Source organism: Leisingera sp. M527 (assembly GCF_025141525.1).
Lineage (GTDB): Bacteria > Pseudomonadota > Alphaproteobacteria > Rhodobacterales > Rhodobacteraceae > Leisingera.
Genome location: NZ_CP081037.1, coordinates 534,651 through 560,231 on the forward strand (window position 1 = coordinate 534,651; position 25,581 = coordinate 560,231).

General features: G+C 63.1%; 26 protein-coding genes. 15 read left to right on the forward strand and 11 right to left on the reverse strand.

The annotated features are described in order from the left end of the window. Positions 1-4: 4 nt before the first annotated feature. From K3555_RS02730 to K3555_RS02745, 4 genes are all read left to right on the forward strand, one after another. Entirely contained in the window at positions 5-667 is a 663-nt protein-coding gene (locus K3555_RS02730; RefSeq protein WP_260007304.1) for a phosphoribosyltransferase, read from the forward strand. Further along, entirely contained in the window at positions 658-1,107 is a 450-nt protein-coding gene (locus K3555_RS02735; protein WP_260007305.1) for a YtoQ family protein, read from the forward strand. Before K3555_RS02730 ends, K3555_RS02735 begins: the two co-directional genes overlap by 10 nt. Continuing rightward, complete coding sequence (locus tag K3555_RS02740) at positions 1,104-1,646, forward strand: GNAT family N-acetyltransferase (RefSeq protein WP_260007306.1); 543 nt, start codon at positions 1,104-1,106, stop codon at positions 1,644-1,646. The genes K3555_RS02735 and K3555_RS02740 overlap by 4 nt, the downstream gene beginning before the upstream one ends. A 269-nt stretch (positions 1,647-1,915) precedes the next feature. Further along, on the forward strand, positions 1,916-2,452 hold the full coding sequence (locus K3555_RS02745; RefSeq protein ID WP_259989850.1) for a hypothetical protein: 537 nt from the start codon (positions 1,916-1,918) through the stop codon (positions 2,450-2,452). Between the two features lie 103 nt (positions 2,453-2,555). Here the strand turns inward: K3555_RS02745 and K3555_RS02750 are convergent, their stop codons facing one another. The 3 genes from K3555_RS02750 to ald form a co-directional block, all read right to left on the reverse strand. Then, on the reverse strand, positions 2,556-3,362 hold the full coding sequence (locus K3555_RS02750; protein WP_259994807.1) for a mechanosensitive ion channel family protein: 807 nt from the start codon (positions 3,360-3,362) through the stop codon (positions 2,556-2,558). A gap of 215 nt (positions 3,363-3,577) precedes the next feature. Continuing rightward, complete coding sequence (locus K3555_RS02755; RefSeq protein ID WP_260007307.1) at positions 3,578-4,537, reverse strand: calcium-binding protein; 960 nt, start codon at positions 4,535-4,537, stop codon at positions 3,578-3,580. A gap of 226 nt (positions 4,538-4,763) precedes the next feature. Continuing rightward, positions 4,764-5,882 (reverse strand): alanine dehydrogenase, encoded by a 1,119-nt coding sequence (gene ald / locus K3555_RS02760; protein ID WP_260007308.1) that lies wholly within the window; start codon positions 5,880-5,882, stop codon positions 4,764-4,766. A gap of 139 nt (positions 5,883-6,021) precedes the next feature. On the opposite strand from ald, the gene K3555_RS02765 reads away from it, so the two are divergent. Together K3555_RS02765 and ppk2 are read left to right on the forward strand one after the other, a co-directional pair. Further along, positions 6,022-6,480: an Lrp/AsnC family transcriptional regulator gene (locus tag K3555_RS02765; protein ID WP_259989858.1), complete on the forward strand. Its 459-nt coding sequence runs from the start codon at positions 6,022-6,024 to the stop codon at positions 6,478-6,480. A 219-nt stretch (positions 6,481-6,699) separates the two neighbouring features. Next, positions 6,700-7,617, forward strand: coding sequence for a polyphosphate kinase 2 (ppk2, locus tag K3555_RS02770; RefSeq protein ID WP_259989860.1), 918 nt, complete (start codon positions 6,700-6,702; stop codon positions 7,615-7,617). A gap of 84 nt (positions 7,618-7,701) precedes the next feature. Here ppk2 and K3555_RS02775 read toward each other — a convergent pair whose 3' ends face one another. After that, positions 7,702-8,754 carry a CAP domain-containing protein gene (locus tag K3555_RS02775; RefSeq protein WP_259989862.1) on the reverse strand — a complete coding sequence of 351 codons (1,053 nt, stop codon included), beginning with the start codon at positions 8,752-8,754 and terminating at the stop codon, positions 7,702-7,704. A gap of 720 nt (positions 8,755-9,474) precedes the next feature. Beyond that, a complete protein-coding gene (rpsU, locus tag K3555_RS02780; RefSeq protein WP_024088814.1) occupies positions 9,475-9,681 on the reverse strand; it encodes a 30S ribosomal protein S21 in 207 nt (68 codons plus the stop codon). A 118-nt stretch (positions 9,682-9,799) separates the two neighbouring features. On the opposite strand from rpsU, the gene K3555_RS02785 reads away from it, so the two are divergent. From K3555_RS02785 to K3555_RS02800, 3 genes are all read left to right on the forward strand, one after another. Then, positions 9,800-10,501 carry a COQ9 family protein gene (locus K3555_RS02785; protein WP_260007309.1) on the forward strand — a complete coding sequence of 234 codons (702 nt, stop codon included), beginning with the start codon at positions 9,800-9,802 and terminating at the stop codon, positions 10,499-10,501. A 328-nt stretch (positions 10,502-10,829) separates the two neighbouring features. Beyond that, the gene (locus K3555_RS02790) at positions 10,830-11,255 is read left to right on the forward strand and encodes a hypothetical protein (RefSeq protein ID WP_259989870.1); all 426 of its coding nucleotides are present in this window, start codon (positions 10,830-10,832) and stop codon (positions 11,253-11,255) included. A 691-nt stretch (positions 11,256-11,946) separates the two neighbouring features. After that, the gene (locus K3555_RS02800) at positions 11,947-12,930 is read left to right on the forward strand and encodes an NAD(P)H-quinone oxidoreductase (protein WP_260007310.1); all 984 of its coding nucleotides are present in this window, start codon (positions 11,947-11,949) and stop codon (positions 12,928-12,930) included. Between the two features lie 66 nt (positions 12,931-12,996). On the opposite strand, the gene K3555_RS02805 is transcribed toward K3555_RS02800, so the two are convergent. Together K3555_RS02805 and K3555_RS02810 are read right to left on the reverse strand one after the other, a co-directional pair. Further along, a complete protein-coding gene (locus K3555_RS02805) occupies positions 12,997-13,854 on the reverse strand; it encodes a DUF2189 domain-containing protein (RefSeq protein ID WP_259989875.1) in 858 nt (285 codons plus the stop codon). 287 nt (positions 13,855-14,141) lie between these two features. Beyond that, on the reverse strand, positions 14,142-14,786 hold the full coding sequence (locus K3555_RS02810) for a ribonuclease T2 (RefSeq protein ID WP_260007311.1): 645 nt from the start codon (positions 14,784-14,786) through the stop codon (positions 14,142-14,144). A gap of 130 nt (positions 14,787-14,916) precedes the next feature. On the opposite strand from K3555_RS02810, the gene K3555_RS02815 reads away from it, so the two are divergent. Both K3555_RS02815 and K3555_RS02820 read left to right on the forward strand, forming a co-directional pair. Further along, on the forward strand, positions 14,917-15,684 hold the full coding sequence (locus K3555_RS02815; RefSeq protein ID WP_129369732.1) for a DUF1013 domain-containing protein: 768 nt from the start codon (positions 14,917-14,919) through the stop codon (positions 15,682-15,684). A gap of 309 nt (positions 15,685-15,993) precedes the next feature. Further along, positions 15,994-18,141, forward strand: coding sequence for an ATP-binding protein (locus K3555_RS02820; protein ID WP_260007312.1), 2,148 nt, complete (start codon positions 15,994-15,996; stop codon positions 18,139-18,141). Positions 18,142-18,299: 158 nt separating this feature from the next. Here K3555_RS02820 and K3555_RS02825 read toward each other — a convergent pair whose 3' ends face one another. After that, positions 18,300-19,196 (reverse strand): LysR substrate-binding domain-containing protein, encoded by an 897-nt coding sequence (locus K3555_RS02825; RefSeq protein ID WP_260007313.1) that lies wholly within the window; start codon positions 19,194-19,196, stop codon positions 18,300-18,302. Between the two features lie 139 nt (positions 19,197-19,335). Here K3555_RS02825 and K3555_RS02830 point away from each other — a divergent pair, with 139 nt between their 5' ends. Further along, positions 19,336-20,013 carry a hypothetical protein gene (locus K3555_RS02830; protein WP_260007314.1) on the forward strand — a complete coding sequence of 226 codons (678 nt, stop codon included), beginning with the start codon at positions 19,336-19,338 and terminating at the stop codon, positions 20,011-20,013. After that, a complete protein-coding gene (gene ltaE / locus K3555_RS02835; RefSeq protein WP_260007315.1) occupies positions 20,010-21,059 on the forward strand; it encodes a low-specificity L-threonine aldolase in 1,050 nt (349 codons plus the stop codon). The genes K3555_RS02830 and ltaE overlap by 4 nt, the downstream gene beginning before the upstream one ends. An 81-nt stretch (positions 21,060-21,140) precedes the next feature. Here the strand turns inward: ltaE and recR are convergent, their stop codons facing one another. Then, a complete protein-coding gene (gene recR, locus K3555_RS02840; RefSeq protein ID WP_129369737.1) occupies positions 21,141-21,740 on the reverse strand; it encodes a recombination mediator RecR in 600 nt (199 codons plus the stop codon). Positions 21,741-21,923: 183 nt separating this feature from the next. Between recR and K3555_RS02845 the strand changes: the two genes are divergently transcribed. Continuing rightward, positions 21,924-22,415, forward strand: coding sequence for a GNAT family N-acetyltransferase (locus K3555_RS02845; RefSeq protein WP_260007316.1), 492 nt, complete (start codon positions 21,924-21,926; stop codon positions 22,413-22,415). Between the two features lie 62 nt (positions 22,416-22,477). On the opposite strand, the gene K3555_RS02850 is transcribed toward K3555_RS02845, so the two are convergent. Continuing rightward, entirely contained in the window at positions 22,478-22,822 is a 345-nt protein-coding gene (locus tag K3555_RS02850; RefSeq protein WP_024088825.1) for a YbaB/EbfC family nucleoid-associated protein, read from the reverse strand. Between the two features lie 192 nt (positions 22,823-23,014). Then, complete coding sequence (locus tag K3555_RS02855; protein ID WP_260007317.1) at positions 23,015-24,826, reverse strand: DNA polymerase III subunit gamma/tau; 1,812 nt, start codon at positions 24,824-24,826, stop codon at positions 23,015-23,017. 194 nt (positions 24,827-25,020) lie between these two features. Between K3555_RS02855 and K3555_RS02860 the strand changes: the two genes are divergently transcribed. Further along, a complete protein-coding gene (locus K3555_RS02860) occupies positions 25,021-25,566 on the forward strand; it encodes a protein-tyrosine phosphatase family protein (protein WP_260007318.1) in 546 nt (181 codons plus the stop codon). Positions 25,567-25,581 lie beyond the last annotated feature (15 nt).

The following is a 25,581-nucleotide window of genomic DNA, read 5'->3' on the forward strand; positions in this document are numbered from 1 at the left end:
CTATATGTTCGAGGACCGGATATCCGCCGGGCTTCAGCTGGCCGGCCATTTGGCTGAACTGCCGGTGAAGGACCCTGTGGTGCTGGCGCTGCCGCGGGGCGGGGCGCCTGTTGCACTGCCCATTGCGCAGGCCTTGCAGGCGCCGATGGACCTGCTTTTGGTGCGCAAAATCGGCATGCCGTCCAATCCGGAGCTGGCGGCCGGCGCGATGGCGGAGGGCAGCAATCCCATTTTTAATAACGCATTGCTGCAGATTGCGGGCCTGAGGCCCGAGGATTTTGCAGCCCAGGTTGCGCAGGCGCGGGAGGAGAATGCCGCCCGCCGCGCCCGGTATTTGCGCGGGCGGGCGCCGGTGGAGCTGGCCGGGCGCACGGCGATCGTGGTGGATGACGGCATTGCCACCGGCGCAACTTTCATGGCGGCGCATATCTGGCTTATGGAACGCGGACCGGCCAGCGTTATCCTTGCCGTCCCTGTGGCGCCGCCGGAAGCGGTGGACGAATTGCGTCCGCTGGTGGATACTGTGATCTGCTTGCTGAGTCCGGAGGAATTCCGGGCTGTCGGCGTGCACTACAGGGATTTTACGCAAACCAGCGACGCGGAGGTCATGGCTGCATTGGCCGCGGCCCCGCAGGCTGGCGCAGGAAAGGACAGAACGTGGCATTGAAGGTTTATCTCTCAGGCGAGATTCACACCGATTGGCGGGAGCAGATCATCGCAGGCGCAAAAGGGCTGGAGGTCAGTTTCAGCGCGCCGGTGACCGATCACGGTGCCAGCGATGATTGCGGTGTGGCGGTGCTGGGTGCCGAGGACAATAAATACTGGCATGACCACAAGGGTGCGATGGTCAACGCGATCCGCACCCGCAAGGGGATTGCCGATGCCGATGTGGTGATTGTGCGCTTTGGCGAAAAATACAAACAGTGGAACGCGGCCTTTGATGCGGGCTATGCCGCTGCGCTTGGCAAGTCGGTCATTGTCCTTAGCCCGCCGGAGCATCAGCACGCATTGAAAGAGGTCCACGCAGCAGCGCTGGCGGTGGCTGAAGAACCGCGCCAGGTCGTTGAAATCCTCGCTTATGTGCTGACGGGCAAACTGCCTGCATGACGCCTCCGGTTCTGGAGACGGACCGGCTGATCCTGCGCCCGCACCGGGTGCAGGATTTTGCCGATGTGGCCGCCCTGTGGGCAAACCCTGAGACTGTGCGCTTTATTCAGCCAACCGTTGAGACGCCGGAAGGCGCCTGGGCCAAACTGATGTTCCATCACGGCCACTGGCAGGCGATGGGGTTTGGGGTCTGGGTGATCACAGAGCGCGGCAGCGGCCAGTATCTGGGCGAGACGGGGTTTTTCGTCACACCGCGCCAGTGCGACCCGCTGTTGGGGGATGCGGTTGAGGCAAGCTGGGTGCTGGCGCCGGAAGCTCAGGGGCAGGGGATCGCGGCAGAGGCGGTGCTGCGGACCCATGCCTGGGCGGACACCGCAGGTCTTTGGCCGGAAACGGTTTGCCTGCTGGACCCGGAGAACACGGCGTCACAAAAACTGGCCGCGAAGACCGGGTATGAGTTTCGCCAGAAGGTCCAGTACCGCGGCGGCACGTCGCTGGTGATGGCGCGCAAGACCGGGCAACCTGGCACGGCAGCGTAAGGCTCCCGCCCCTGAAAGCGCTTCCAGAGGAAGCGCATTGCAGCGTTGGGCACGGCACCGCGCGATGCGCGGTGCAGGCCGTGTGCCGCCGGTGTCAGTTCCCATTGCAGAATCCGGTGTAACCTTGCCGGGATTTTTTACGCCGATTTTGCGATTTACAGCGCCCCTCAACGGTTCATTAACGCCGAGTGGCCTAATTGGTCTCTTAACGCACGACGACTTTACGTAAAGTACCGCGCTCCAACGGGCGCGGGGCTTGGGAAGACTACATGACGAACCGCCGCAAACCTATTTTGCAAATTACTCCGCTGATTGAGGATGCGGGCCTGTTCAAGCGCGAGGTGCGCGATGTCCCGTTGGAGCTGGTGCCGGTGTTCAGCCGGAACAACCGCGGGGATCTGGTGGTGAAGGGGATTGTTCAGCCGGATGCGGAGATCGAGGTGATCTTTGCCGGGCGCCGGATGCGTGAAGCGGCAGGGCTGGTGACGCAAATGAAGAAGCTGCGGGTGCAGGGGGTGCGTACGGCGATGCATGGCCACGAAGCGATGAACAGCATCCGGCGGCTGCGGCTGCCGGTCCAGGTGCGCGGCACCTGGCGGCTGCGTTTTGATCGCGATGCCTCCGGCTGGGAGGTCAAGAGCTATCAGCTGCTGGCCGCGCAATGGGCCTTTGCCGATGCGGATGGGTATACTGTTCTGTGCGGCTGGCCGCCCGCCGAGCCGGAAGACAGATTGCAAGACCGCGCCCGCGCCGCGCGGGCCCAGCTGGCCGCGGCACGGGCCGCGCAGGCGGCGCGGACAGGCTAGGCCCCCGGCCACCCACCCGGGCTGCAGCGCACAAACGCCCCGCCATAGGCGGGGTGCCAGGCCCAACGGGATGAGGCCCGCCGGGGCCGAAGACGGGCGGGCCTCATCCCTCCTTCTTGATTTCCACAGAATGCGGATAAGGAATAGAAATGCCCTTGGCGTCGAAAGCCTCTTTCACACCCTGTGTCAGAGCAAATTTTACTTCCCAGTAATCCGCCGCTTCACACCAGACACGGGCCGTCAGATCGACGGAACTGTCCCCCAGATTGGTCACCCGCACCCAAGGTTCAGGATCTTGCATCACCCGCGCGTCGGCGGCGGCCTGTTCGAGGATGATCGCCCTGGCAGCATCAGCGCTGTCGCCGTAGTCGATGCCGAACACCATGTCGACGCGGCGGGTGTCGTGATGCGAGAAATTGGTGATGACCGCGCCCCAGGCCTGGCCGTTCGGGACGATGATTTGCACATTGTCCGGTGTTGCCAGTTCTGTGATGAACAGATTCAGATCCTTCACCGTGCCGGCGGTGCCGCCGATATCGACATACTGGCCGATCTTGTAGGGGCGGAACAGGATCAGCATGAAACCGGCTGCGAGATCGCTGAGCGTGCCCTGCAGTGCCAGTCCTATTGCCAGCGTGGCGGCGCCAAGCATCGCGACCAGGCTGGTGGCCTCGATGCCGAAGATGCCTAGGACGGCGACCAGCACCACAAGCAGCAGCACCCAGCGCACGACGCTGGCGGCGAAATTTCCCAATGTCGGGTCGATCTGCGGGGTCTTGTTGATGCGGCGGCGCACCGCGCCGCTGATCCAGCCGGCAGCGATCCAGCCGAGGATCAGCACCACGAGCGCTTTGGCGCCATTTACCATCAGGGGCCAATAGGCCCCCGCCTGTTCAATCATCTGTTCCATGTACGCTGTCCCAACCGGTTTCCCTAACTGTGCCCGAATGTCGTGGATGAGGCGTGCTGAGGCAATAGGGTGCAGCGGGGAAAGATCGGGCGGCAAAGGCTCAACCTTTGGGGGAGGCAGGCCGCGTGCCGCAGGATGGTGCGGACGCGCGCCCGAGAACAGTCAGCCGGCACAGAGGAGGAGCTGGGGTTCAGCGCCCCCGCCTTGCCCTGGTTTCAGAAAACAAACAAATCAGCAGTCACATCGTCCGCGTCAAAGTTGCGAAGGGTGATAGAAACATCTGCAAACCTGATATCGACGTCTTTGCCGGTGTCGCTGATCTCCAGATCGGAGAATTTGGACGCACCGCGGTAAATCCTGATCAGGTCTTCGTTTACGTCAAAGTTGCGGATCGTATCGTGGCCGTCGCCCCTCTTGAAGATAAACAGGTCGGCGCCGCCGCCGCCATCGAGCGTGTCTTTGCCCTTGTTGCCGCGCAAGACATCCTTGCCGTTGCCGCCCAGCAGCTTATCATTTCCACCGCCGCCCAGTAGTTTGTCGCTTCCACCGCCGCCCAGCAGTTTGTCGCTTCCGTTACCGCCCAGAAGGTTGTCATTGCCGCCGCCGCCATCAAGGGTATCTCTGCCATTCTGTCCCTTTAGAACATCCTTACCGCTTCCGCCGGAAATGGAATCGGCACCGGTTCCACCTGCGACAGTATCTGCGCCGTGCCCGGCTCTGATGGTCTCGCTTCGAGACATCGTGAAAAAGGCGCCGGGCCTGATGTCATCGTCTTCGCGCGAGCCTTTGATGGTCCAGTCTTCTCCGTTCACGAAGGATTGGAACGTTTCAAGGTCGAACTTCCCCGTTGCGGTAGTGGCCGTGCGGCTGGTCAGGTCAAATAGGCCTTCAGCGCTGACATCGACGTCGTCCAGCACCAGCTTTTCGATGGTGTGGAATGACGGGGTCAAGGAAATCTCAGCATAGTGGAATTTGGTGATGTCGCCGGTGATAAAATAGCTGCCTGAGCCAGGAGCCCGCAGATCATAGCCGTTTAGGCTCACGGTTTCGGGGTAGTTGGAAATCAGCAAGAATGTTCCGGTGTCGTATTTATTGGTCAGCCGTGCCCCGTTGAAGGTTTGAATAAGCCCGGTCATCTGGGTCGTCAGGGAACCTGTCACGGTCATAGTCGGCATGGATTTAACCTTTGAAAAGTTTCGCCAGTTTTTGGCTGAAGACGGATTTGAGAAAGGCTTACGCCACTGGTTGCGGAGGGTTCAAGCCGCGACCGTTCCGCATGTCCGGGGTTTACGCACAGTCATTACCTGAGCGCCGCAAGATACGGGATGCCGCCCTGGTAATGGGAAAGCCCCGCCAATCCGGCGGGGCTTTCCTCAAATCAGTGATCTGGAAACGCTTTGCTTACTGCTTCAGCGCCAGCTTCGGCGACAGAACGTCGAGGCCGAGGGCTTCGCCAACTGCGTAATAGGTCAGCTGGCCTGCGTGCACGTTCAGGCCGTTAAGCAGGTGCGGGTCGTCCTCGCAGGCCTTGCGCCAGCCCTTGTTGGCCAGGTTCAGCATGAAGGGCAGAGTCGCGTTGCCCAGTGCCTGGGTCGAGGTGCGCGCCACGGCGCCCGGCATGTTGGCCACGCAGTAGTGCATGATGCCGTCGACCTCATAGATCGGGTCGGCGTGGGTGGTCGCCTTGGAGGTCTCAAAGCAGCCGCCCTGGTCGATGGCGACGTCCACCAGCACCGCACCCGGCTTCATTTCGCCAAGCTGGGCACGGGACACCAGTTTCGGCGCCGCAGCACCGGGGATCAGCACCGCACCGATCACCATGTCGGCGTCGCGCACCAGTTCGGCGGTGGCGCCGGCGGTGGAGTACTGGTTCTTGAAAGTGCGGCCGAATACGTCGTCCAGGTACTTCAGGCGGGTCAGCGAACGGTCCAGGATGGTGACATCCGCGCCCATGCCGGCTGCGATCTTGGCCGCGTGGGTTCCGACGACGCCGCCGCCGATCACCAAAACCTTGGCCGGGGCCACGCCAGGCACGCCGCCCATCAGCACACCGCGGCCGCCGTTGGCCTTTTGCAGGGTGTAGGCGCCCACTTGCGGGGCCAGACGGCCGGCCACTTCGGACATCGGCGCCAGCAGCGGCAGGCCGCCGCGGTCGTCGGTCACGGTTTCATAGGCAATCGCGGTGCAACCGGATTCCAGCAAGTCGCGGGTCTGCTCCGGATCGGGGGCCAGGTGCAGGTAGGTGAACAGCAGCTGGCCTTCGCGCAGCATCTTGCGCTCAACCGCCTGGGGTTCCTTCACCTTGACGATCATGTCGGCGGTGGCAAAGATTTCCTCGGCGGTGTCGAGGATCACCGCACCGGCGGACACATAGTCCTCGTCGGTGAAGCCGGCGCCCAGGCCGGCGCCTTTCTGGATCACAACGCCGTGGCCGTGGAACACCGCTTCGCGGGCAGCATCCGGGGTCATGCCAACACGGAATTCCTGGGGTTTAATCTCGGTGGGGCAGCCGATTTTCATGTGAGTATCTCCTCAAAACTCTCTACGGGCATTTTGCCGCAGCGTCTGCAAAATGTGCTTCTTTTTTGGGCGGAAGAAAAACATCCCTTTCGAAGATTCTTCGCGTATAATGGTAGAACACAGCAAGGATCTTCGTGAAATGGCCCTGGACGAAACAGATCGTCGCATTCTCTCGGTGCTGCAAAAGCAGGGCCGCATCTCCAACGCCGACCTGTCAGAGCGGGTGAACTTGTCAGCCTCGGCCTGCCACCGGCGGGTGCAGCGGCTGGAGGCTGACGGGTATATCCGTGATTATGTCGCGCTGCTGGACGCGCGCAAGATGAACGTGCCGACCACGGTGTTTGTCGAGATCACCCTGTCCGGCCAAGCGGATGAGGTTCTTGACGCGTTTGAAAAAGCGGTGTCGCGGATACCGGATGTGCTGGAATGCCACCTGATGGCGGGCACGGCGGACTATATCCTTAAGGTTGTGGCGGAAAACACCGAGGACTTCGCCCGCATCCACCGCCAGCATCTGGCGCGGCTGCCGGGGGTGGCGCAGATGCAATCGAGTTTTGCGCTGCGCACGGTGTTCAAGACCACGGCGCTGCCGGTATGATGCAGCTTTGATGCTGATGGCCGGGTCCGGGGCTTTTGCGCTTGAACCCCGGTGGAAATTCCGGTTGCCTTGGGGGAAGGCGCAGCCGGGGCCGCATGATTGCCGCCGGTGCTGCGGTGACTGCTGTCTGCGGCCGCCCCGGCTGAGTGACATCAAACAGTCGCATGCCGCCCGTATAAGGCGGCGTTTGCACGACCTGACAAGGAAGGAACCCTGCCCGTGACCCGCGAATTTGAAACCGCATCCCTGGACTGGCTGGAAGCGGAGCTGCAGGACACGCTGGACGAGGATATCGAGATTGAATTCTCGGAACCGATGCTGAGCCAGGAGATCCGCAAGATTTACCGCGAACAGCACCCGGAAATGCTCGACCGGCAGATCTATTTTCGCAACCTTTTGCGATTGCAGGCAGAGCTGATCAAGGTGCAGGACTGGGTGCAGAATTCGGGTGCCAAGGTTTGCATCCTGTTTGAAGGCCGCGATGCGGCGGGCAAGGGCGGGGTGATAAAACGGATCACCCAGCGGCTGGACCCGCGGGTGGCGCGGGTAGTGGCGCTGCCGGCGCCGAACCGCCGCGAGCAAAGCCAATGGTATTTTCAGCGCTATGTGCCGCATCTGCCGGCGGGGGGCGAGATCGTTCTGTTCGACCGCTCCTGGTACAACCGGGCCGGCGTCGAGCGGGTGATGGGCTTTGCAAGTGACGACCAGGTTGATCAGTTCTTTCAGGACGTTCCCGAATTTGAACGGATGCTGGTGCGGTCGGGCATTATCCTGCTGAAATACTGGTTCTCGATCACTGACGAGGAACAGCAGCTGCGGTTCATGATGCGCATCCATGATCCGATGAAGCAGTGGAAACTGTCGCCGATGGATCTGGAAAGCCGGATCCGCTGGGAACAGTATACCAAGGCCAAGGAAGAGATGTTCAAGCGCACCAACATCCCTGAGGCACCCTGGTACATCGTTGAAGGCAATGACAAAAAACGTGAACGGCTGAATTGCATCGAGCACTTGCTGACCAAGATCCCCTATGAGGAGGTGCCGCACGAAAAGGTGGATCTGCCGGACCGCAAGTACAATCCCGACTACGAGCGCCAGGTGCTGCCGGATGAATTGTATGTGCCCAAGATCTATTGAGGCCTGCAGGGGGCCTGGCTCCCGGCGTTGAAATTGCAAAAGGGCGCGCCAAGGCGCGCCCTTTCCTCGGTTGCCCGGCGAGGATCAGAACAGGAAGTCGCTGGCCTGAAGCTCCTGCTCTGTGATGCCGCTGAGCAGCAGGCTGTCGCCATCGCTGTCGCTGATCAGCAGGCCGGCATTGGTCTGGCTGGTGTGATTGGTCATCAGGTCGCTGAAGCCGGTGATGCCTGTCGCCGCGCCCAGATCAATGCGCTCGCCGCTGGCATCCGGGTTGAAATCACTCACGGTGTCATCGCCGCCGCTGAAGATGAAGAGGTCGCCGCCGCCCTTGCCGGCCAGCTTGTCGTTGCCGCTGCCGCCGTCCAGGGTGTCTTTGCCGCGGCCGCCGAACAGTTTGTCCTTGCCGCTGCCGCCGTTCAGCTCATCCGCGCCGTTGTTGCCGCGCAGCGTGTCGTTGCCGGAGCCGCCGTTCAACTCGTCGCCGCCGGCCTTGCCGTTCAGCTTATCCCGGCCTTCGCTGCCGTCGAGGCGGTCCTGGCCGCTGCTGCCGGTCAGCGTGTCATTGCCGCCGAGACCATCCAGGCTGCCGGCGCTGCCGAGGGTCAGGGCATCGTTTCCGGAGGTGGCGCCAGTGCCGGTATTGCCGCCGGAGCCTCCGCCATTACCGCCGCCGGACCCGGAATCCAGCTGCAGGTCCGCGCTGGTGCGGGCGAAGTTCTGGGTGACCATCACAGCATCCCAGCCGTTGAAATTGCCTTGCTCTATGCCGATGCCGATCACCTCGACATTTGCGTTGAGGATGTTGGCGCGGTGGCCGGGGCTGTTCATCAGCGATTCGTGCAGGTTGACGACATCATCGGCCAGCCCGGCGGCGCCGCGTTCGCTTTGCCAGGCGATGTTCTCGGCCCATGTCCAGCTGCCGGAAAATTGAAAGCCGGCATCTTTCATCCGGTCGCCAGCACTGGAGCCGCCAGAGCCGGTGTGGGAGAAGACATCCTGCTGCAGCATCCATTCGCTGTGGTCTTCGGCCGAATCGTTCAGGCGCAGCTCCAGCTGGACCGGGTTGAGCCCGCGCGACGTGCGCTCGGCGTTGATCAGGTCGAGCATCTGGCGCTCGAGTTGGCTTGCCTGTGACATCTGTAACTGCTCCGTGAGTGTGCCGACTGTGCGGCGGTGCTCCCTTCGGTTAACGGAAATTTAAGGCGCCGAAAGGGCCGGAAGGTGCAGCAGCGGAATTGCGGCAAAGCTCTGCCCGTCGCATGGGGGCGGATACGCGGATTCCTGCGCGCGCGGCGGCCGCGGGCAGCGCTGTGCAACTGCTGGCAGGGCATCGGCGCAATCCTGCTGCGGGGCAACGGGCAGGGCAGCGCAGGATTCGGGGGGCAGCTGCCGTCAGGAGGCAGGTTTGTGCCGCAAAATCAGCCGAAGAAAGGGGGGGGCCGGGCACCGTCGGGGGGAAGCTGTCGGTGCCCGGCAATACTGAAAACCCGGAGAGGCAATGTCTTGTTTGCAGGGACCAAGACAGGCGCCGGTTCGTTTGGGGGGGGGAGACGCGGCCTGCCCCGGGTTTCAATGAACCGGGTGTTCCAATCCCGGACGGCGGGGCAGTGTTTAGGGAAACGCATCAGATTTGCCCTGCCGTATACCCTGTATAGCAGAGAAAATTAACGAAATACACCCTAAAGATGTAATTCGGGCAAAATTGCGGTATTTCTGTGTATCTACTTAAGAAACGGCATTTTCTTAGGCGGCAGAAATGACAAACCCCCGAGGCAGAGCCGCGGGGGTCGTCTGAACTTAAGTTCCGGCTGGTCGCAAGACCGGCCCAGTGCTGTCCAAAGCCGGACGGCCTGCTGCTTAGAGCAAACCTTCGCGCTGGAGCTTCTTACGTGCCAGTTTCCGGGCACGGCGGATCGCTTCAGCTTTCTCGCGCGCTTTTTTCTCGGACGGCTTCTCGAAATGTTGCTTGAGCTTCATTTCGCGGAATACGCCTTCACGCTGCAGCTTTTTCTTCAGGGCACGAAGCGCCTGATCGACATTGTTGTCGCGAACACTAACCTGCATGTGGTTTTCACCACCTTTCTAAGTTTGAGTTGCAAGGAAATTGCAGGAAGTGGCCGTATAGCAAAGGCCGGCTATTTTGTCTAGTAGGGTATCAGGACGCTGAAAGCGGGAGGGTGAAATGACCGAAGACCAGGATCGCGCGCAGGACGATATCAAGGAAAAGCTGCTGGATGCGGCGTTGAATCATGTGCCGTTTGACGGCTGGTCCGAGGTGACATTCCGCGCCGCCTGCGAGGACGTGCAGGTGGCTGAAGTGCTGGCCCATGCGGTTTGCCCGCGCGGCGGGGTGGACCTGGCGCTGGCCTATCACGCGCGCGGCGATTCGCTGATGCTGGCGCGGCTGGACGCCGAGGACCTGTCCGGCCTGCGGTTCCGCGACAAGGTGGCGGCGGCGGTACGGTTCCGGCTGGAAGCCGTGGATGACAAGGAAGCGGTGCGCCGCGGCACAACGCTGCTGACACTGCCGCAATATGCCGGCGACGGAATCAAGGCGATCTGGGGCACTTGCGATCTGATCTGGGAGACGCTGGGCGACGGCTCGGATGATCTGAACTGGTATACCAAGCGCGCATCGCTGGCCGGGATCTATTCCGCCACAGTGCTGTTTTGGCTGGGCGATGACAGCCTGGGCCATCAGGCGACGTGGGAGTTTCTTGACCGCCGGATCGGCAATGTGATGGATTTTGAGAAACTGAAGGCCGGGCTGCAGAAAAATCCGCTTTTGAAGCCGTTCCTGGTGGGGCCGAACTGGCTGGCCGAGCAGATCAAACCGCCCAAGGGCCGCGACGGCCTGCCGGGCTCTTTGAACCCGCGGCGGTGAGTGGCACAGTGAAAGCAAGGTTTTCGGCAGCCTGAAGCGCATTGCGCAAATGCGTGATGCTCCATGCTGCTCCCCCGGTGCAGAATTGATCATCTGCATTGGGAAATTGCATCTTTGCCGGGTGGCCGTGAACCGCCGGATCACCGTTCCATTAACCCCAATTAAATCGCTGCCGCACTATGCAGAAGTTTCTGCCGCAATGCGGGTGCGGGTGCTGCTCAGCATGTGTGAAGGCTGTGCTCCGGCGGATGCCGGCCAGTTTTCGAATCTTGCAGCCGGAACCAGCAGCATCACGTGAATTCAGAAACCTAATCTGAGGGACTTATCCATGGGAAAAGTGAGCGTTAAAATCGGCGGGTTCGGACACAGCGACAAATGGGACCCGCTTGAAACCTCGGGCCTGGGCGACTGCATCTGTCTGGTGGCCTATGACAAGAACAAGCAGGTCGGCACGATGTACCACTTCGTGACGACGCCCTGCCGCAGCGGCCCTGCCGAGAACATTCAGATCGACGACAAGCCGCTGAAGGCGGCGAAGGGAAAGCTGGACAAGGCCTTTAAGGCAGGCCACCCGAAGGGGACCAAAATCACAGGATACCATGTCAAGCTTGGCAAAGAGTGGACCGCTAACAAGTACTTCAAAGGTGACCCGAACAAGGCCTTGACGGCGGCGTGCAAAAGTATCTTCAAGGCCGCTCCCAAGCTCTCAGGCGCAAAGGCCGCATTTGACTGCAGCACCGGCAAACTGACATGAACCGGGCATCCGCACCGGCGATGCTCCTGTAAGCCTCATCGGCGTCCCGCTTGACGCGATCTCCTGCGGCGCCCCGTTTTTCTTGCGCAATCGGCAGCCTGTTGGGTTGCCAATTGCGCGTCTGTGCTTCTGCTTGCAATCTCCAAGCGGATTTCGGGACTGCGTCTGCAACAGGCTGCTTTGGCCTGCGCGGTTGCCCGGAACCTGCCAAGGCCCTGGCCAGCTCTGTCTAAGGATTGCGGCTGCAGTCAGCGCGAGCGGTAGCGGCGACAATCAGACAACGAGGAAACCGCGTGCAGGTTTCCGGTGCTATAGGGATTGCGGTTCAGGGCTGTATCGCTTGATCAGCAAACCGAACGGCTGCGTGACGCCAGGGAATGCAAATAAGCTGCGTTGTTCTGATAAGCAATCCCGGCGGTCCGGGCTGGCAGCGTGAAGACCACATAGAAGTATCCGGCCGGCAACAGATCTTCCATGCGCGCCTGCATCCAATCCTGCACCGCAGCGCCCTGGCGCTTCGGGCTTTACCGGTTGCGGCCCGGGAACGTCCAACCTCTTGGCTGTGCCTCACGGTAGTCGCCGCGGAACAGGCCGGGCATTCCGCAAAGCAGCCTTAGCAGGGCGCCTTTGCTGTTTGCGCTCACCCGGGCGGGTGCTAGGCAAGGGGCAAGGATCAGGAGGACGAATTGCCATGACAGAGATGATGCGCGCGGTGGAGATCACCAAACCCGGCGGGCCGGAAGTGCTGCAGCCTTGCCAGCGCCCGGTGCCGCAACCGGGCCACGGCGAGGTAGTGATCAAGGTGGCCTATGCTGGGGTGAACCGGCCTGATGCGCTGCAGCGCGCGGGCGCCTATGATCCGCCCAAGGGTGCCAGCGACCTGCCGGGGCTGGAAGCCTCGGGCGAGGTGACGGCTGTGGGCGCAGGCGTCAGCGGCCTCCGCGTGGGCGATCTGGTCTGCGCGCTGCTGCCCGGCGGCGGCTATGCGGAATATGTGGCTGCTCCAGCCGCCCATTGCCTTCCGGTGCCTGCCGGACTGGATCTGAAACAGGCGGCCTGCCTGCCGGAGACGTTTTTCACCGTCTGGTCCAATGTCTTCACCCGCGGCGGGCTGAAAGCGGGCGAGCGGTTCCTGGTGCATGGCGGCTCTTCCGGGATCGGCACCACGGCGATCCAGCTGGCCAAGGCCTTTGGTGCGCGGGTGTTTTCCACCGCCGGATCGGATGCGAAATGCCAGGCCTGCCTGGATCTCGGCGCCGAACGCGCAATCAACTACCGCGACGAGGATTTCGTCAAGGTTCTAAAGGGTGAAGGCGGCGCTGATCTGGTCCTCGACATGGTCGGCGGCGACTATATCCCGCGCAATGTGAAGGCAATGGCCGAAGACGGCCGCCTGGTGCAGATCGCCTTTCTGCAGGGGCCGAAGGTAGAGCTGAACTTTGCCCTGATGATGGTCAAGCGGCTGACCCTGACCGGCTCGACCCTGCGGCCGCAAAGCGACCTGGCCAAGGCGCAGATTGCCGGGGACCTGCGCGAAGCGGTCTGGCCCTTGATCGAAGCTGGCAAGGTGGCACCGGTGATGGACAGCGAATTTGCACTGGAGCAGGCCGCCGCTGCACACACGCGGATGGAAAGCTCCGGCCATATCGGCAAGATTGTTTTGAAAGTGGGCTGAAACTTCAGAGTGCCTGACACAGAGGGGCCGGCAGATCTGCCGGCCCATTTTGATATGCGGATGTCCTTACTGCACGGCGCGCCGGTACAAATGCCAGGTCGCGTGCCCCAGCACCGGCACCACAATGATCAGCCCGGCCAGGAAGGGGATTGCGCCAACCACCAGCGCGGTGCCAACGATGACACCCCAGGTCATGCAGATTACCGGGTTCTTGCGCAGCACCTTGATCGAGGTGGCCACGGCTACCGGCAGGCCCACATGGCGGTCCAGCAGCAGCGGGAAAGACACCAGGCTCATCGCCAGTGCGGCAAAGGCAAAGACCGCGCCCGTGATGCCGCCTGCAATGGCCATGATCCAGCCCTCGCGGGTCGTCACCACTTCCGCAGCAAAGCCCAGGATCGAGGCCGGCGGTTCCGGCCCCAGGGTGCGGCTGTAGATCATGTCCGCGGCCACCAGCCAAACAATGAACAGCACTGCCAGATACAGACCCAGCACCAGAATGCCGCCAAACGCAGGCGAGCGGATGACGCCGAAGGCATCCATCCAGCGCGGCTCGAACCCGGCTTCACGGCGCGAAGACATTTCATAAAGCCCAACCGCGGCCACCGGGCCAAGGATCGCAAAACCCATGATCATCGGCACGATCAGGGGCAGCAAATTCATCGACAGGCTCATTACGATCAGCGTGATGCCGATCAGCGGATAAAACAGCACCAGGAACATGGCATCGCTGCGGCAAGCGGCAAAATCCTCCAGTCCGGCTGCCAGCGAATGTATGATGTCGTCCATGGTGAGGGTGCAGGCCTTGGGCAGTTCCTTGACACCGTCGCTGCCCATCTCTTCGACCGTCTGGCCGATATGCTGCCCCGTGGACTCTGCCCCCTGCAGAAGCCAGCTGAGCGGGTTCCCGATTGTCTTTGCCATGCGCTTCTTCCTCCTCGCTGACCATAACGGAAGTGCCGTTCAGGCAGGGCCGGGCGCGGCACGTTTCATTATAGTAGCACAAAACCCCGGGAAGTGTGGATCACAGGCCATTTATTGCCGCGCGCGCAGCGGGGCAGGGGCACTCCCGGCAAAGGGGCCGGGGTGCGGCTGTGCGGATCACGCGGTCTGACAAAGGCGCGGGTTCTGCTTCTTTCTGGTCAAAAACACCCCAGGGTGAATTGGCCGCCAGGCCAAGAGGGGCAGCGCCCCTGTTCCCGCCCTCAATCTTAGCGCACCGGCGCGAGGCGGGCGTTTTTCAACGTGCAGTCGCGGATCGTATCCCGCCCGCAGGGCACCGGCTGCAGCGTTTTCGACAGGCAGATGCGGGCTTCCTGGATGGCGCCGCTGCGGCAGGTGATGGTCAGGCTGTCTGGCGCCAGGCTTGGGTTTTCCTTGAGAAAAGCTTCCTCAACCACGGCGGCGGGCAGGGTCACGGGCTTGTCCAGCTTGCGAAAGACGGCGGGGCGGGCCACGCGCCGGTAGGCGTCGCGCATCAGCCTGTAATACGCCCTTGCGCTGAGGCCGGAACAGGTGCCGTGTTTCTTCCACTGATGCCAGGCCAGGCCGGGGCTGCCCATGATATCCGCCATTTCCCGGCTCATGCGGCGGCTCGGCGGCGCCTCTGCGGAACGGCAGTAACTGGGCCAGCCGCGATGGAATTGCGGCCATAGCCCGTGCAGGGTCCAGCCATAGTCATAGCGCGCCTTGCATTGCTCTGCGCGGCGCGCATCGCCTTCCTGCTCGCACCAGTTCGGCGACCAGCTGAGCGCCAGCACGTAATAGTCGAACTCCCCGGCCGGCTCGCCCTCTGCTGCGGCAAGGGTGGCAAAACCGGCCAAAACAGCCGCCAGCCCCAGCAATAACTTGCGCATTGGCCTCTTTCCTTATGCAATGAAGCCGACTATACAGGCCTGAAGTTCCCCGACAACGGAAACCAGACCCCGAAAGCGGGGCAGCCTTGATCCAGGCGGCGGGGAAGATGTGTTTTAAGGAGATGAGCGCATGGCAAAACCGTTGATGGCCAAGGCAACCGCCGTGTGGCTGGTGGACAATACCACGATCAGCTTCAAGCAGATCGCCGATTTCGTCGGCATGCACGAGCTGGAAATCCAGGGCATCGCCGATGGCGAAGTGGCCGCAGGCGTCAAAGGGTTCGACCCGATGGCCAACAACCAGCTGACCCAGGATGAGATCGACAGGGCGCAAGCCAATCCGCTGCACAAGCTGAAGCTCAAGTTCAACCCGGCTGCCGCCGGCGAGGAAAAACGCCGCGGCCCGCGCTATACCCCGCTGTCCAAGCGCCAGGACCGTCCGAACTCGATCCTGTGGCTGGTAAAATTCCACCCGGAACTCAGCGATGGCCAGATCGCCAAGCTGGTCGGCACCACCAAGCCGACCATCCAGTCGATCCGCGAGCGCACCCATTGGAACATCTCCAGCATGCAGCCGATCGACCCGGTGGCGCTGGGCCTGTGCCGCCAGTCCGAGCTGGATGCCGTCGTGCAGAAGGCGGCGGCCAAGAAAGCCGCCGAAGGCGGCGTGATGAGCGACGATGAGCGACGCAAGCTGGTCTCTACCGAACAGTCGCTGGAGATGGACGCCGAGCCGAAGATCCCAAGCGCGATCGAGGGGCTGGAAACCTTTACCCTGGGCGGCGGTTTGAGTGATGATGACCGGAAGAAGGAAGAGGAAATCCCCGACGCGGACAGCTTCTTCAACCTGCCCGCTGGCGGGGACGACGAGGAAGACGACGAAGATCCCCGCTTCTGATCCCATCCGTCCCGGCGGTGCCGGCTAAAGAAATTTAATAAAAAGCCGCAGATCCTTCACTCAGAATTTGCGGCTTTTTCTGATAGAATTGACTCTCTACGTTACAATATGTTGACTATGTACCCCTGTTTTGCGCAGCATGATGTTGCGGGGCAGTTGTGTTCCAGATTGCCCGCAAAGACCAGGGTGCGGGAAAGGCCTTTTGTTCCGGGGCGGTTTTCCAAAGTGTAAGGAACGGAGTGTTACTGAGTATTGCCAGCGGTCCGGCCTTGCAGGCCTGTCCGCAAAGGGATGGCAGGAGTACAAGCAATGGACGCAGCAGGGGCCGCGGCGCTTGGGGAAAGCAGCCGCTTGGATCTGGAGACACTGGCCTGTTTGAGCGGCCTGGAGTTCTGCCAGGAATTTGTGGATCAGCTGGCGCAGGCCTATGGGGCCGATCTGGTCACCGTGGGTGAGCTGAAGGTCATGGAGACCGAGCGCATCAAGGTGCTGGCCAGCTGGTTTGACGGGCTGCAGCTGGGGGATTTCGAATACGAGGCTTGCGTGACGCCGTGCCATGACGTGGTGCTGAGCGGCGATCCGCATGTCTTTCCCTGCCGGGTGCAGGAGCTGTATCCGGATGACGAGATGTTCATCGAGGAAGGCATCCAAAGCTATGTCGGGGTCGCCCTGAAAAACGCCGATGGCGAGGCGATCGGACTGGTCCAGGCCTCGTGGCGCTATGAAATCGACGGCGGGCTGGCGCAGCATATCGCGGCTGTAATGCAGCAGTTCGCGCCCCGGCTAGGGGCCGAGACCGCCGGGCTGCAGACACTGGCCACGCTGTCAGTGCTGGCCGAAGGGCCAAGCGGCACGTCTCCGCGTGAGGCGTTCCGGCTGCTGGCCGCGCAGCTGCAGGGCGCGCTCAAGGTGCGCTCGGCCTTCATTGCGGAATGCCTGGGCGACAAGCCTGAGTGTTTCCGGGTGCTGGCGTGCTGCTTTGAAGGGCAGCAGATGGAAGGGGTGGAAGACACGGTTGTGCCTTTTGACGGCACCCCTTGTGCGTTTTTAAAGGGGCGGGAGAAATTCCTGGTGCCGGACGGGCTGCAGGAGGCGTTTCCAGAGCAGACGCAGTTCCGCAGCCAGAACCTGCATTCCTACCTGGGCATCCCGCTGGCCGATGCGGATGGCACGGTGATCGGCCATTTTGCGCTGCAGCACGACCGGGAAATCAAACAGCGCAAGCTGGAGACCGATCTGATCGCGCTGTTTGCCGCGCGGATCGGGCTGGAGCTGCGCCGCCGCAAGGCCGAAAGGCGCCGCGCCCAGGCGGAAGAGGCGCTGCTGATCAAGCGCAAGACCGAAAGCCTGGGGTTGCTGGCGGGCACCATCGCGCATGATTTCAACAACCTTCTGGCCTCGATGCAGGGCCGCGCCGAACTGGCGCTGGCACATCTGGAGGCCGCGCATCCGGCGCAAGGGCATTTGCAAGTGGTCGAGCAGGGGCTGCAGGCCTCTGCCTTGCTGGTCCGGCAGCTGTTGAATTACGCCAAGGGCGGCGGCAGCCGGGAGCAGGGGCCGTATGATCTGAACGGGATCGTGCAAGAGACCATGGCGCTGGTCCCGGTTGAGCGCAAGCTGGGCAAACAGGTGGTGCTTGACCTGGAAGAAGGGGCGCTGACAGCGCAGATGGATTCGTCTCAGGTGGGTCAGTTGTTGCTGAACCTGGTCTTCAATGCTGCCGAGGCGATCGGGCCGGCTGCGGGCACTGTCACGGTGAGCACCCGCAAGACCAGCCTGAGCGATGCAGAGCGGCGCAAGCTGCTGAAGGGGCGGAACATGCCGGCCGGCGCTTGCCTGCTGCTGGAGGTGCGCGATACCGGCAGCGGTATGGGCCGTGAGACCGTGACCCGGATTTTTGACCCGTTCTTTACCACCAAACCCGGCGGACGCGGCCTTGGCCTGGCCGCGGCGCTGGGGATCATCAGCCGCCATCAGGGCGGCCTGGCGGTTGAAAGCCGCGAAGGAGAGGGCAGTGCCTTCCGCTTTTACTTTCCTGCCTGCACCGCTGAGCCGGCGGCGGAAGCGTGCCCGGCAGGGCCGCCGGCGCAGCGGCGCGGTGCGGAGATCCGGCGGATCCTGGTGGTGGATGACGAGGAAACCGTGCGCCGGGCAGTGGCCGGTCTGTTGCAGCTGCGCGGCTGCGTCGTGCTGCAGGCGGATGGCTATGACGCGGCGCTGGCGCAGCTGCAGGCGGCAGGGCCGTTTGACGGCGCGGTGATCGACATGAGCATGCCGGGGCGCGGCGGCTGGGAGACTCTGGCGGGCCTGCGCAAGATCCAGCCCGGGCTGAAGGCGGTGATGATGAGCGGCTTTGCCATCAGCGCCGCGGCGGCGGGGTTTCCGGATCTGTCCCGGGTTCCGGTGCTGGACAAGCCGTTTACCAAGGAAAAGCTGTATAAGGCGGTTTTCACCTAACGGCGGCGGCTTTGGCGCTGGCGGAAGGCTCCCGCGCCCGCATGTGCCCCTGACGGGGCCCCTTGGCCGCCTTGGGCCTGGCGCCGCGCTGGTGCGCGGCGGGGAGCGACCGGCAGAAATGTTGCATTTTGTTGCAGGTTATTGCGGGCAATGGCTGGTCAGCCTGCGCTAGGGCTGCTGGCGTCACGCAGCAGCCAGTCGCGGACCCGTTCGATCCGGCTGGTGCCCGTCTTGGCCTGGGGTGTCAGCAGATAATAGGCGCTGGCGGGTGTGCAGCGGTGCGGATGGGCCTGGATCAGCGTGCCCTCGGACAGCTCCCGGTGCACCAGCAGCTCCGGAAGAATGGCAACGCCATGGCCGTATTTCACCGCGTCGATCAGCATCTCGAACTGGCTGAACAACGGCCCGGTGGGACAGGCGGTGAGGCTCCCGGTCTGATCCTCGAACCAAATCTGCCAGCTAAGCGGCCGGGTGCTGTGCTGCAGGGCTGGAAACTCCAGAAGCCCGGCGGCGGATTGCAGCGGGCCATCCAGCAGATCCGGTGCTGCAACGGCAATCAGGGTCTCAGGCATCAGCAGATCCGCGCGAAAGCCCGGCCAGGGAGGATCGCCCTGCACGATGGCCAGATCGACCAGGCTGGGGTCCACCTGGCTATTGTCCAGGTAGGTGATGGTATTGATTGTCAGCCGCGGCTGCGCCTGTGCCAGCGTTGCCAGGCGCGGCATCAGCCAGCGGCTGCCCAGTGTCGGGTAGGTGCCTATATTGAGCGCGCCATATGGGTTGTCGCGGGTGCGCAAGCGGTAAAAGGTGGCCTCCAGCGCTTCCAATTGCGGTGCCAGCTCCTCCTGCAGCATCCGTCCGGCACCGCTGAGCTGCACCCGCTGGCGTTCACGCTTGAACAGGGTTTGCCCGGTCAGCACCTCCAGGCTTTGGATCTGGCGGCTGAAGGCGCTTTGCGACAGGTTCATCTCCCGCGCTCCTCCGGCAAAGCTGCCGGCCCGGGCGGCAGCCTCGAAACACAGGAGGGCAGAGGTGGGCGGGATCTTGCGGCGCATGGCCCGCACCCTGCCATATGTTGCAATTTTTGCAATATGCATTGCAATAGGCCGGCTTTTTTCCGGCAACTTGGCCTGCCAGTATCGCATTCAAAGCATCACCCCCTTGCGATCAGCACAAAGAATGGGAGCGCGCGACATGAGTTTTGAACCGCAGATCAACGACGCCGATGTGCAGGCTGTCACCAGGGCCATGGGCGCCATGCCGGATTCTGCATCGGTGGCGGAGTTTGTGCCCGGACCGGGTATCCAGAGGCTGGAGCTGAAGTTTGACATCGAAAAGCTGCAGGAGGCGCTGGAGGAGTGCCTGAGGCGCGAGGCCTTTATGGGCGGCTTGCAGGACCAGGGCTTTGCCGCGCTGCCGCTGACCCAGCGGCCGGGCCAGACCGAATGGACCGCCAATGACCTGTCGGGCCGCTACTGGCTGCGCGCCGACACCCGCTATGTCGAAGAGCCGCGCGAGGATCTGGTGCCGGAAGTGGATTTTTCCGAATTCAATCCCAAATTCGCAGGCACCTATTTCGAGCATGTGCACGCAGAGCTGGCCAAGCGGTTTCCGATCGGGCGCACGCGGGTGCTGTCCAAGGGGCTGTACAATTGCAACTCCTGGCACCGCGACCCGGAGCCGCGGCTGCATATTCCGGTGGTCTCCAACCCCGGCTCATTGTTCATCGTGAATCATCACGTCACGCATCTGCCGGCCGATGGCTCGGTCTATTTCACCGATACCCGCGGCTATCACACTGCGCTGAACGGCGGCGAAACCCGGCGGGTGCATATCGTGGCGGCGCTGGCCTATGATCAGGTGACGGAATGAGCCAATACGCAGGATTGGCAGGTGCGGGCGCCAATGCGGCCCTTTGCGATCTGCGCAGCGATACGCTGACGCGGCCCGATGCGGGCATGATGCGGGCGATCCAGGCGGCGGAGCTGGGCGATGACGTTTATGGTGAAGATCCCCAGGTGAACCGGCTGGAGGCCGTGCTGGCCGAGCGTCTGGGCAAGGAAGCGGCACTGTTCCTGCCGACCGGCACCATGAGCAACCTGGCGGGCCTGCTGGCCCATTGCCAGCGCGGCGAGGAGATCATCCTGGGCGCGGGTTACCACGTCTATGCCTATGAGGCCGCGGGGGCCTCGGTGCTGGGCGGGATATCGCTGTGCCCGGTGCCGGTGCGGGACGATGGCGCGCTGGACCCGGAGGTGATTGCCGGGGCGGTCAAGGCGGATGACAGCCATCTGGCGGTGAGCCGTCTGCTGTCGCTGGAGAACACCCATAACGGGCTTGCAGTGCCCCTGGCGGAAATGGCGGCGGCGGCGGAGGCGGGCCGGACGGCGGGGCTGGCGGTGCATCTGGACGGTGCGCGGTTCTTTAATGCGACGGTGGCGCTGGGGTGTTCGGAAGCGGCGCTGGCCGGGATGATGGATACGGTGTCCATTTGCCTTTCCAAAGGGCTGGGCACGCCGGCCGGGTCGGTTTTGGCGGGGCCTGCAGACCTGATCGCCAAGGCGCGGCGCTGGCGCAAGATGCTGGGCGGCGGCATGCGGCAGGCAGGCGTGCTGGCGGCGGCGGCGCTTTACGCGCTGGAGCACAACGTGGCGCGGCTGGCGCAGGACCATGACCGCGCGGCGGAACTGGCGGACGTGCTGCGCGGTTTGGGGGCAGGGGAGGTTTCCCAGGCCACCAACATGGTGTTCTTCACGCCGAAGGAAGGGCGCAATGATGCGTTGCGGATGCATTTGGCATCTGAGGGTGTTGTAATCGGTGGCGGCAGTTCCGGCGCCATCCGCATGGTGCTGCACAAAGATGTGGATAACGGTGCATTGGACCGCGCGGTGCAAGGGTTAAAGAGTTTTTACTGCTGAAAAACAATGGCGGGCGTGGCTCCGGAAAATTCGAATTTTCCGGCCAAAATTCTTTGAAGAATTTTGCGCCCGGCCGCACCGTCAGATTTCCTTCCGCGCCCTGAGCGCTGCAGAGATCGTGCCGTCATCCAGATAGTCCAGCTCACCGCCGATCGGCACGCCCTGCGCCAGCGAGGTGAGCCTGACCTGCCCCTGCAGCTGGTCGGCGATGTAATGCGCCGTGGTCTGGCCGTCGATGGTGGCGTTCAGCGCCAGGATCACCTCGCTGATACCTTCGGTTGCAACCCGGTCCGCGAGCCGCGGGATACGCAGATCTTCCGGCCCCACCGCGTCCAGCGCCGACAGGGTGCCGCCCAGCACGTGGTAGCGGCCCTTGAAGTCGCCTGAGCGCTCCATCGCCCAAAGGTCGGCCACATCCTCGACCACGCACAGCTCGCCATTGGCGCGTTCCGGGTCGGTGCAAAGCGGGCAGATCTCGCTGGTGCCGATATTGCCGCAGTTGAGGCATTCGCGCGCGGTTGCGGCGACCTCGGTCATCACATCGGCCAGGGGCGTCAGCAGCAGCGCCCGCTTGCGGATCAGATGCAGCACCGCACGGCGGGCGGACCGCGGGCCGAGCCCTGGCAGCTTGGCCATCAGGGCAATCAGGTCTTCGATATCGCTGGTGGAATTTCTGATCATGCCCCGGGCCTTTGTGTGCTTTGCCATATAGGCTGATTGCAGCAGGAAAGCGCAAGGGCAGGGCTGCAAAATGTTCAGGGTTTGTTTTGTCTCGGCACCTGCCAGGGTAAGGGCAATTGAGTTGGCGGGCGGCAGGGCGTATCTATTTCAGCACATCTTGCGCAGGAAAGAAAAGGGGCGGCAATGGGACGGCAGGACAACACCCAACACCCGGTGCGTTTTGCCCGGCTGATCCAGATCGCGCCGCTGGAGATTGCCCGCCACATGTCAGATCCGCGGATGGCAGAGCATATGCCGCTGCTAACAGGCCCCTGGGACGAAGAAACTGCCAGAGCCTTTGTTACTGCCAAGGAGGACTGCTGGCAAAGGGATGGCCTGGGTCATTGGGCGTTTGTGCAGCAGGGCCGGTATCTTGGCTGGGGCGGGTTTCAGAAAGAGGGCGAGGAATGGGATTTCGGGCTGGTATTGCGGCCCGGCTGTTTTGGGCTGGGCCCGGCCATTGCCCGGCAAGCGCTGGCGTTTGCCCGCCGCGATCCACGCATCCCTTATGTGACTTTCCTGCTGCCGCCGACGCGGCGCCATCTGCGGCCGCTGGCACGGCTGGGCGCGGTGCAGACCGATGAAGTGCTGCATGAGGGGCAGCGTTTTCTGAAATTCCGGTTGGAAACAGCTTGAACGAGGCAAAGAAAAAGGCGGCTCCTGACGGGCCGCCTTTAGGTCGGTAAAGCTGGCAGCGCTTAGAACGGCAGCTTGATGTCCTTGGGCAGACCCATGCTTTCGGTCAGCTTGGCCATCTCTTCCTGCGCTTTTTCCGCAGCCTTGGCCTGGGCGTCCTTGATCGCGGCCAGGATCAGGTCCTCGACCACTTCCTTGTCATCGCCATTGAAGATCGACGGGTCAATATCCAGGCCTTTGAGGTCACCCTTGGCGGAGGCCGTGGCCTTGACCAGACCGGCGCCGGCCTCGCCCGTCACCATCACATTGTGCAGCTCCTCCTGCATCTGGGCCATTTTGCCCTGCAGTTCCTGTGCCGATTTCATCATCTTGGCCATATCGCCAAGGCCGCCGAGGCCTTTGAGCATCTGTCATCTCCTGAGATTCCGGTTCGGGGCACAGATACGGGCCGCGAGGGCGTGAAACAAGGGGAGGATTGCCTTGGTGCTGGAGTTTAGCACCCTTCCGCCCGGACGGCAGGCCGGGCAGCGCCTGACCTTCCCCCTGGGATGGCGCTATCGCGCCCACCCAAGGTCAGGCGATGGCCTGGGTTTCTTATGTCACCCGTCCTCGAACGGGTCCCATTCATCCTCCACCTCGGGCAGGGCCTCGGCGGCGACTTCTGCGGCCAGCTCCTGCGCCGTGCGGATGCGTTTGATCTTTGCCTTGGGGAAGCTTTCCAGCACCGCCTGCACCAGCGGATGGGCGGCGGCTTTCTCGCGCAGGGCGTTTTCAGCTGCGTCTCGGACCTCGGCAATGGTGGCTGCGTCGCCGTCGGGCGCGATCGACACCACCCAGCGCGCACCGGTCCAGTTTTGCAGCGCCGTGCCAAGCCGCGCCGCCAAATCGCGCGGCGCCTGCGAGGACGGGGTGAATTCGATCCGTCCCGGCTGGTAGGAGACCAGACGCACGCCGCCCTCAACCTCGACCAGCAGTTTCACATCGCGGTTGGTGCGGATCAGCTCGACCACATGTTCAAAGGACGGATAGCGCGCCAGTGCTGAGCTGACCTGCGGCGCCAGTGCCGCCATAGTGCCGCCGCCATGCGCCACCGGCGCGCCGCCTGCGGGACCAGTTTGGCCGCCATAACCGGCGGGCGCGTTGCCGCCTCCGCCGCCCAGAGCCGGGCCGCCCATGCCCTGCATAGGCACTCCGCCGCCAGGGCTATTCGGCGGCGGCGGCGGGGTGTCCTGCAGCTTACGGATCAGTTCTTCGGGGCTGGGCAGGTCGGCCACATGGGTCAGGCGGATCACCGCCATCTCGGCGGCCATCATCGCATTGGGGGCAGCGGCGACTTCCTCCAGCGCTTTCAGCAGCATCTGCCACATCCGGGTGAGGACGCGCATCGCCAGCGCATCCGCCATCGCCCTGCCGCGGGCGCGTTCATCCGGGCTTACGGTCGGGTCCTCGGCGGCATCCGGCGTGATCTTCACCACCGAGACCCAATGGGTGATTTCGGCCAGATCGCGCAGCACCGCCAGCGGGTCGGCGCCCTCGGCATACTGGCCGCTGAGTTCAGTGAGCGCGGCTGCCGCATCGCCGCGCAGGATCATGTCCATCAGGTCCAGCACCCGGCCGCGGTCAGCCAGACCCAGCATAGCGCGGACCTGGTCGGCAGAGGTTTCACCCGCGCCATGGGAAATCGCCTGATCCAGCAGTGAGGTCGCGTCGCGGGCGGAACCTTCGGCGGCGCGGGTGATCAGCGCCAGCGCATCCTCGGCGATCCGGGCGTTTTCAGCGCCGGCAATCTTTTGCAGCAGCGCGATCATCACTTCGGGTTCAATGCGGCGCAAATCAAACCGCTGGCAGCGCGAGAGCACCGTCACCGGCACCTTGCGGATCTCGGTGGTGGCGAAGATGAACTTCACATGCGCGGGCGGTTCCTCCAGCGTCTTCAGCAGCGCATTGAAGGCGCTGGTCGACAGCATGTGAACTTCGTCGATGATGTAGATCTTGTAGCGGGCCGAGGCGGCGCGGTACTGCACGCTGTCGATGATCTCGCGGATGTCGTTGACGCCGGTGCGCGAGGCCGCGTCCATCTCCATCACATCGACATGACGGCCTTCCATGATCGCGGTGCAATGCTCGCACTGGCCGCACGGATCGGTGGTGGGGCCGCCCTGTCCGTCCGCACCGATGCAGTTCATGCCCTTGGCGATAATCCGCGCGGTGGTGGTTTTGCCAGTGCCGCGGATGCCGGTCATAATAAAGGCCTGGGCAATCCGGTCAGCGGCAAAGGCGTTTTTCAGCGTCCGCACCATGGCGTCCTGCCCCACCAGATCGGCAAAGGTTTCGGGCCGGTATTTGCGGGCCAGAACCTGATATTGGGATTGGCCGGATGCGCCGGAGGTGCCGCTGGGGGTATCGTTCATGATGTCTCGTGCCGGATTCGGGATGCGGGGCGTCCGCGTTCCGCGCAGGGTATTGAAGCGCGGCCCGTTCGTCCACCGCCGATGGGGCTGGCACGGGGCCGCAAAAGAGCTTTGGGATTGCCTGCTTAACGCTTAGGCTGCGAAGGCAGGGGACTGCGGGGGAATGCAGGAACGCAAGCGGCTAAGGAGGCGGTATGCGATCTGAAGACACCTCGGCGCCTGCGGCGCAGGACGGCGCGGCGCCGGCAGGCTTGACCATCCACGCGCTGTCAGCAGGCGGCGGTATTCTGGCGCTATGCCCGCTGCCCGGGGCGGGAGGCGATTACCGCAATGACCTGATCCAGATCTATCAGTGGAGGCCGGGGCTGGTCATCTCAATGACCACCGAGGCCGAGCACGCAGCCGGGGTGCCGCGGCTGGGGATAGATATTCAAAGCATGGCCTGCCGCTGGCTGCATCTGCCAGTGCCGGATTTCCAGGTGCCGCCGCCCGCTGTGGCGGCAAAATGGGCCGCGGCCAGCACGTCCGCACGGCAGGCACTGGGTGGCGGCGGCCGGGTGCTGGTGCATTGCAGGGGCGGGTGCGGACGATCCGGCATGGCGGTGCTGCGGCTGATGATCGAATGCGGCGAAGCCCCGGCGCAGGCGCTGGCCCGGCTGCGGGCGGTACGGCCCTGCGCGGTCGAGACGGAGGGGCAGCTGGATTGGGCCTGTGCCGGTGCGCAGGCTGCCGAGCCGTGACCAGCGCCGCCACTG

What these genes read in the sequence shown, in the direction of transcription:
- K3555_RS02785 (WP_260007309.1), top strand. Translation starts at nt 9,800, where the DNA reads ATGACCGAAGACCAGGATCGCGCGCAGGACGATATCAAGGAAAAGCTG.
- K3555_RS02850 (WP_024088825.1), bottom strand. Translation starts at nt 22,822, where the DNA reads ATGCTCAAAGGCCTCGGCGGCCTTGGCGATATGGCCAAGATGATGAAA.
- K3555_RS02730 (WP_260007304.1), top strand. Translation starts at nt 5, where the DNA reads ATGTTCGAGGACCGGATATCCGCCGGGCTTCAGCTGGCCGGCCATTTG.
- K3555_RS02830 (WP_260007314.1), top strand. Translation starts at nt 19,336, where the DNA reads ATGAGTTTTGAACCGCAGATCAACGACGCCGATGTGCAGGCTGTCACC.
- K3555_RS02755 (WP_260007307.1), bottom strand. Translation starts at nt 4,537, where the DNA reads ATGCCGACTATGACCGTGACAGGTTCCCTGACGACCCAGATGACCGGG.
- K3555_RS02825 (WP_260007313.1), bottom strand. Translation starts at nt 19,196, where the DNA reads ATGCGCCGCAAGATCCCGCCCACCTCTGCCCTCCTGTGTTTCGAGGCT.
- K3555_RS02750 (WP_259994807.1), bottom strand. Translation starts at nt 3,362, where the DNA reads ATGGAACAGATGATTGAACAGGCGGGGGCCTATTGGCCCCTGATGGTA.
- rpsU (WP_024088814.1), bottom strand. Translation starts at nt 9,681, where the DNA reads ATGCAGGTTAGTGTTCGCGACAACAATGTCGATCAGGCGCTTCGTGCC.
- K3555_RS02775 (WP_259989862.1), bottom strand. Translation starts at nt 8,754, where the DNA reads ATGTCACAGGCAAGCCAACTCGAGCGCCAGATGCTCGACCTGATCAAC.
- recR (WP_129369737.1), bottom strand. Translation starts at nt 21,740, where the DNA reads ATGATCAGAAATTCCACCAGCGATATCGAAGACCTGATTGCCCTGATG.
- K3555_RS02845 (WP_260007316.1), top strand. Translation starts at nt 21,924, where the DNA reads ATGGGACGGCAGGACAACACCCAACACCCGGTGCGTTTTGCCCGGCTG.
- K3555_RS02805 (WP_259989875.1), bottom strand. Translation starts at nt 13,854, where the DNA reads ATGGCAAAGACAATCGGGAACCCGCTCAGCTGGCTTCTGCAGGGGGCA.
- K3555_RS02860 (WP_260007318.1), top strand. Translation starts at nt 25,021, where the DNA reads ATGCGATCTGAAGACACCTCGGCGCCTGCGGCGCAGGACGGCGCGGCG.
- ltaE (WP_260007315.1), top strand. Translation starts at nt 20,010, where the DNA reads ATGAGCCAATACGCAGGATTGGCAGGTGCGGGCGCCAATGCGGCCCTT.
- K3555_RS02740 (WP_260007306.1), top strand. Translation starts at nt 1,104, where the DNA reads ATGACGCCTCCGGTTCTGGAGACGGACCGGCTGATCCTGCGCCCGCAC.
- ald (WP_260007308.1), bottom strand. Translation starts at nt 5,882, where the DNA reads ATGAAAATCGGCTGCCCCACCGAGATTAAACCCCAGGAATTCCGTGTT.
- K3555_RS02820 (WP_260007312.1), top strand. Translation starts at nt 15,994, where the DNA reads ATGGACGCAGCAGGGGCCGCGGCGCTTGGGGAAAGCAGCCGCTTGGAT.
- K3555_RS02855 (WP_260007317.1), bottom strand. Translation starts at nt 24,826, where the DNA reads ATGAACGATACCCCCAGCGGCACCTCCGGCGCATCCGGCCAATCCCAA.
- K3555_RS02800 (WP_260007310.1), top strand. Translation starts at nt 11,947, where the DNA reads ATGACAGAGATGATGCGCGCGGTGGAGATCACCAAACCCGGCGGGCCG.
- K3555_RS02810 (WP_260007311.1), bottom strand. Translation starts at nt 14,786, where the DNA reads ATGCGCAAGTTATTGCTGGGGCTGGCGGCTGTTTTGGCCGGTTTTGCC.
- K3555_RS02745 (WP_259989850.1), top strand. Translation starts at nt 1,916, where the DNA reads ATGACGAACCGCCGCAAACCTATTTTGCAAATTACTCCGCTGATTGAG.
- K3555_RS02790 (WP_259989870.1), top strand. Translation starts at nt 10,830, where the DNA reads ATGGGAAAAGTGAGCGTTAAAATCGGCGGGTTCGGACACAGCGACAAA.
- K3555_RS02815 (WP_129369732.1), top strand. Translation starts at nt 14,917, where the DNA reads ATGGCAAAACCGTTGATGGCCAAGGCAACCGCCGTGTGGCTGGTGGAC.
- K3555_RS02765 (WP_259989858.1), top strand. Translation starts at nt 6,022, where the DNA reads ATGGCCCTGGACGAAACAGATCGTCGCATTCTCTCGGTGCTGCAAAAG.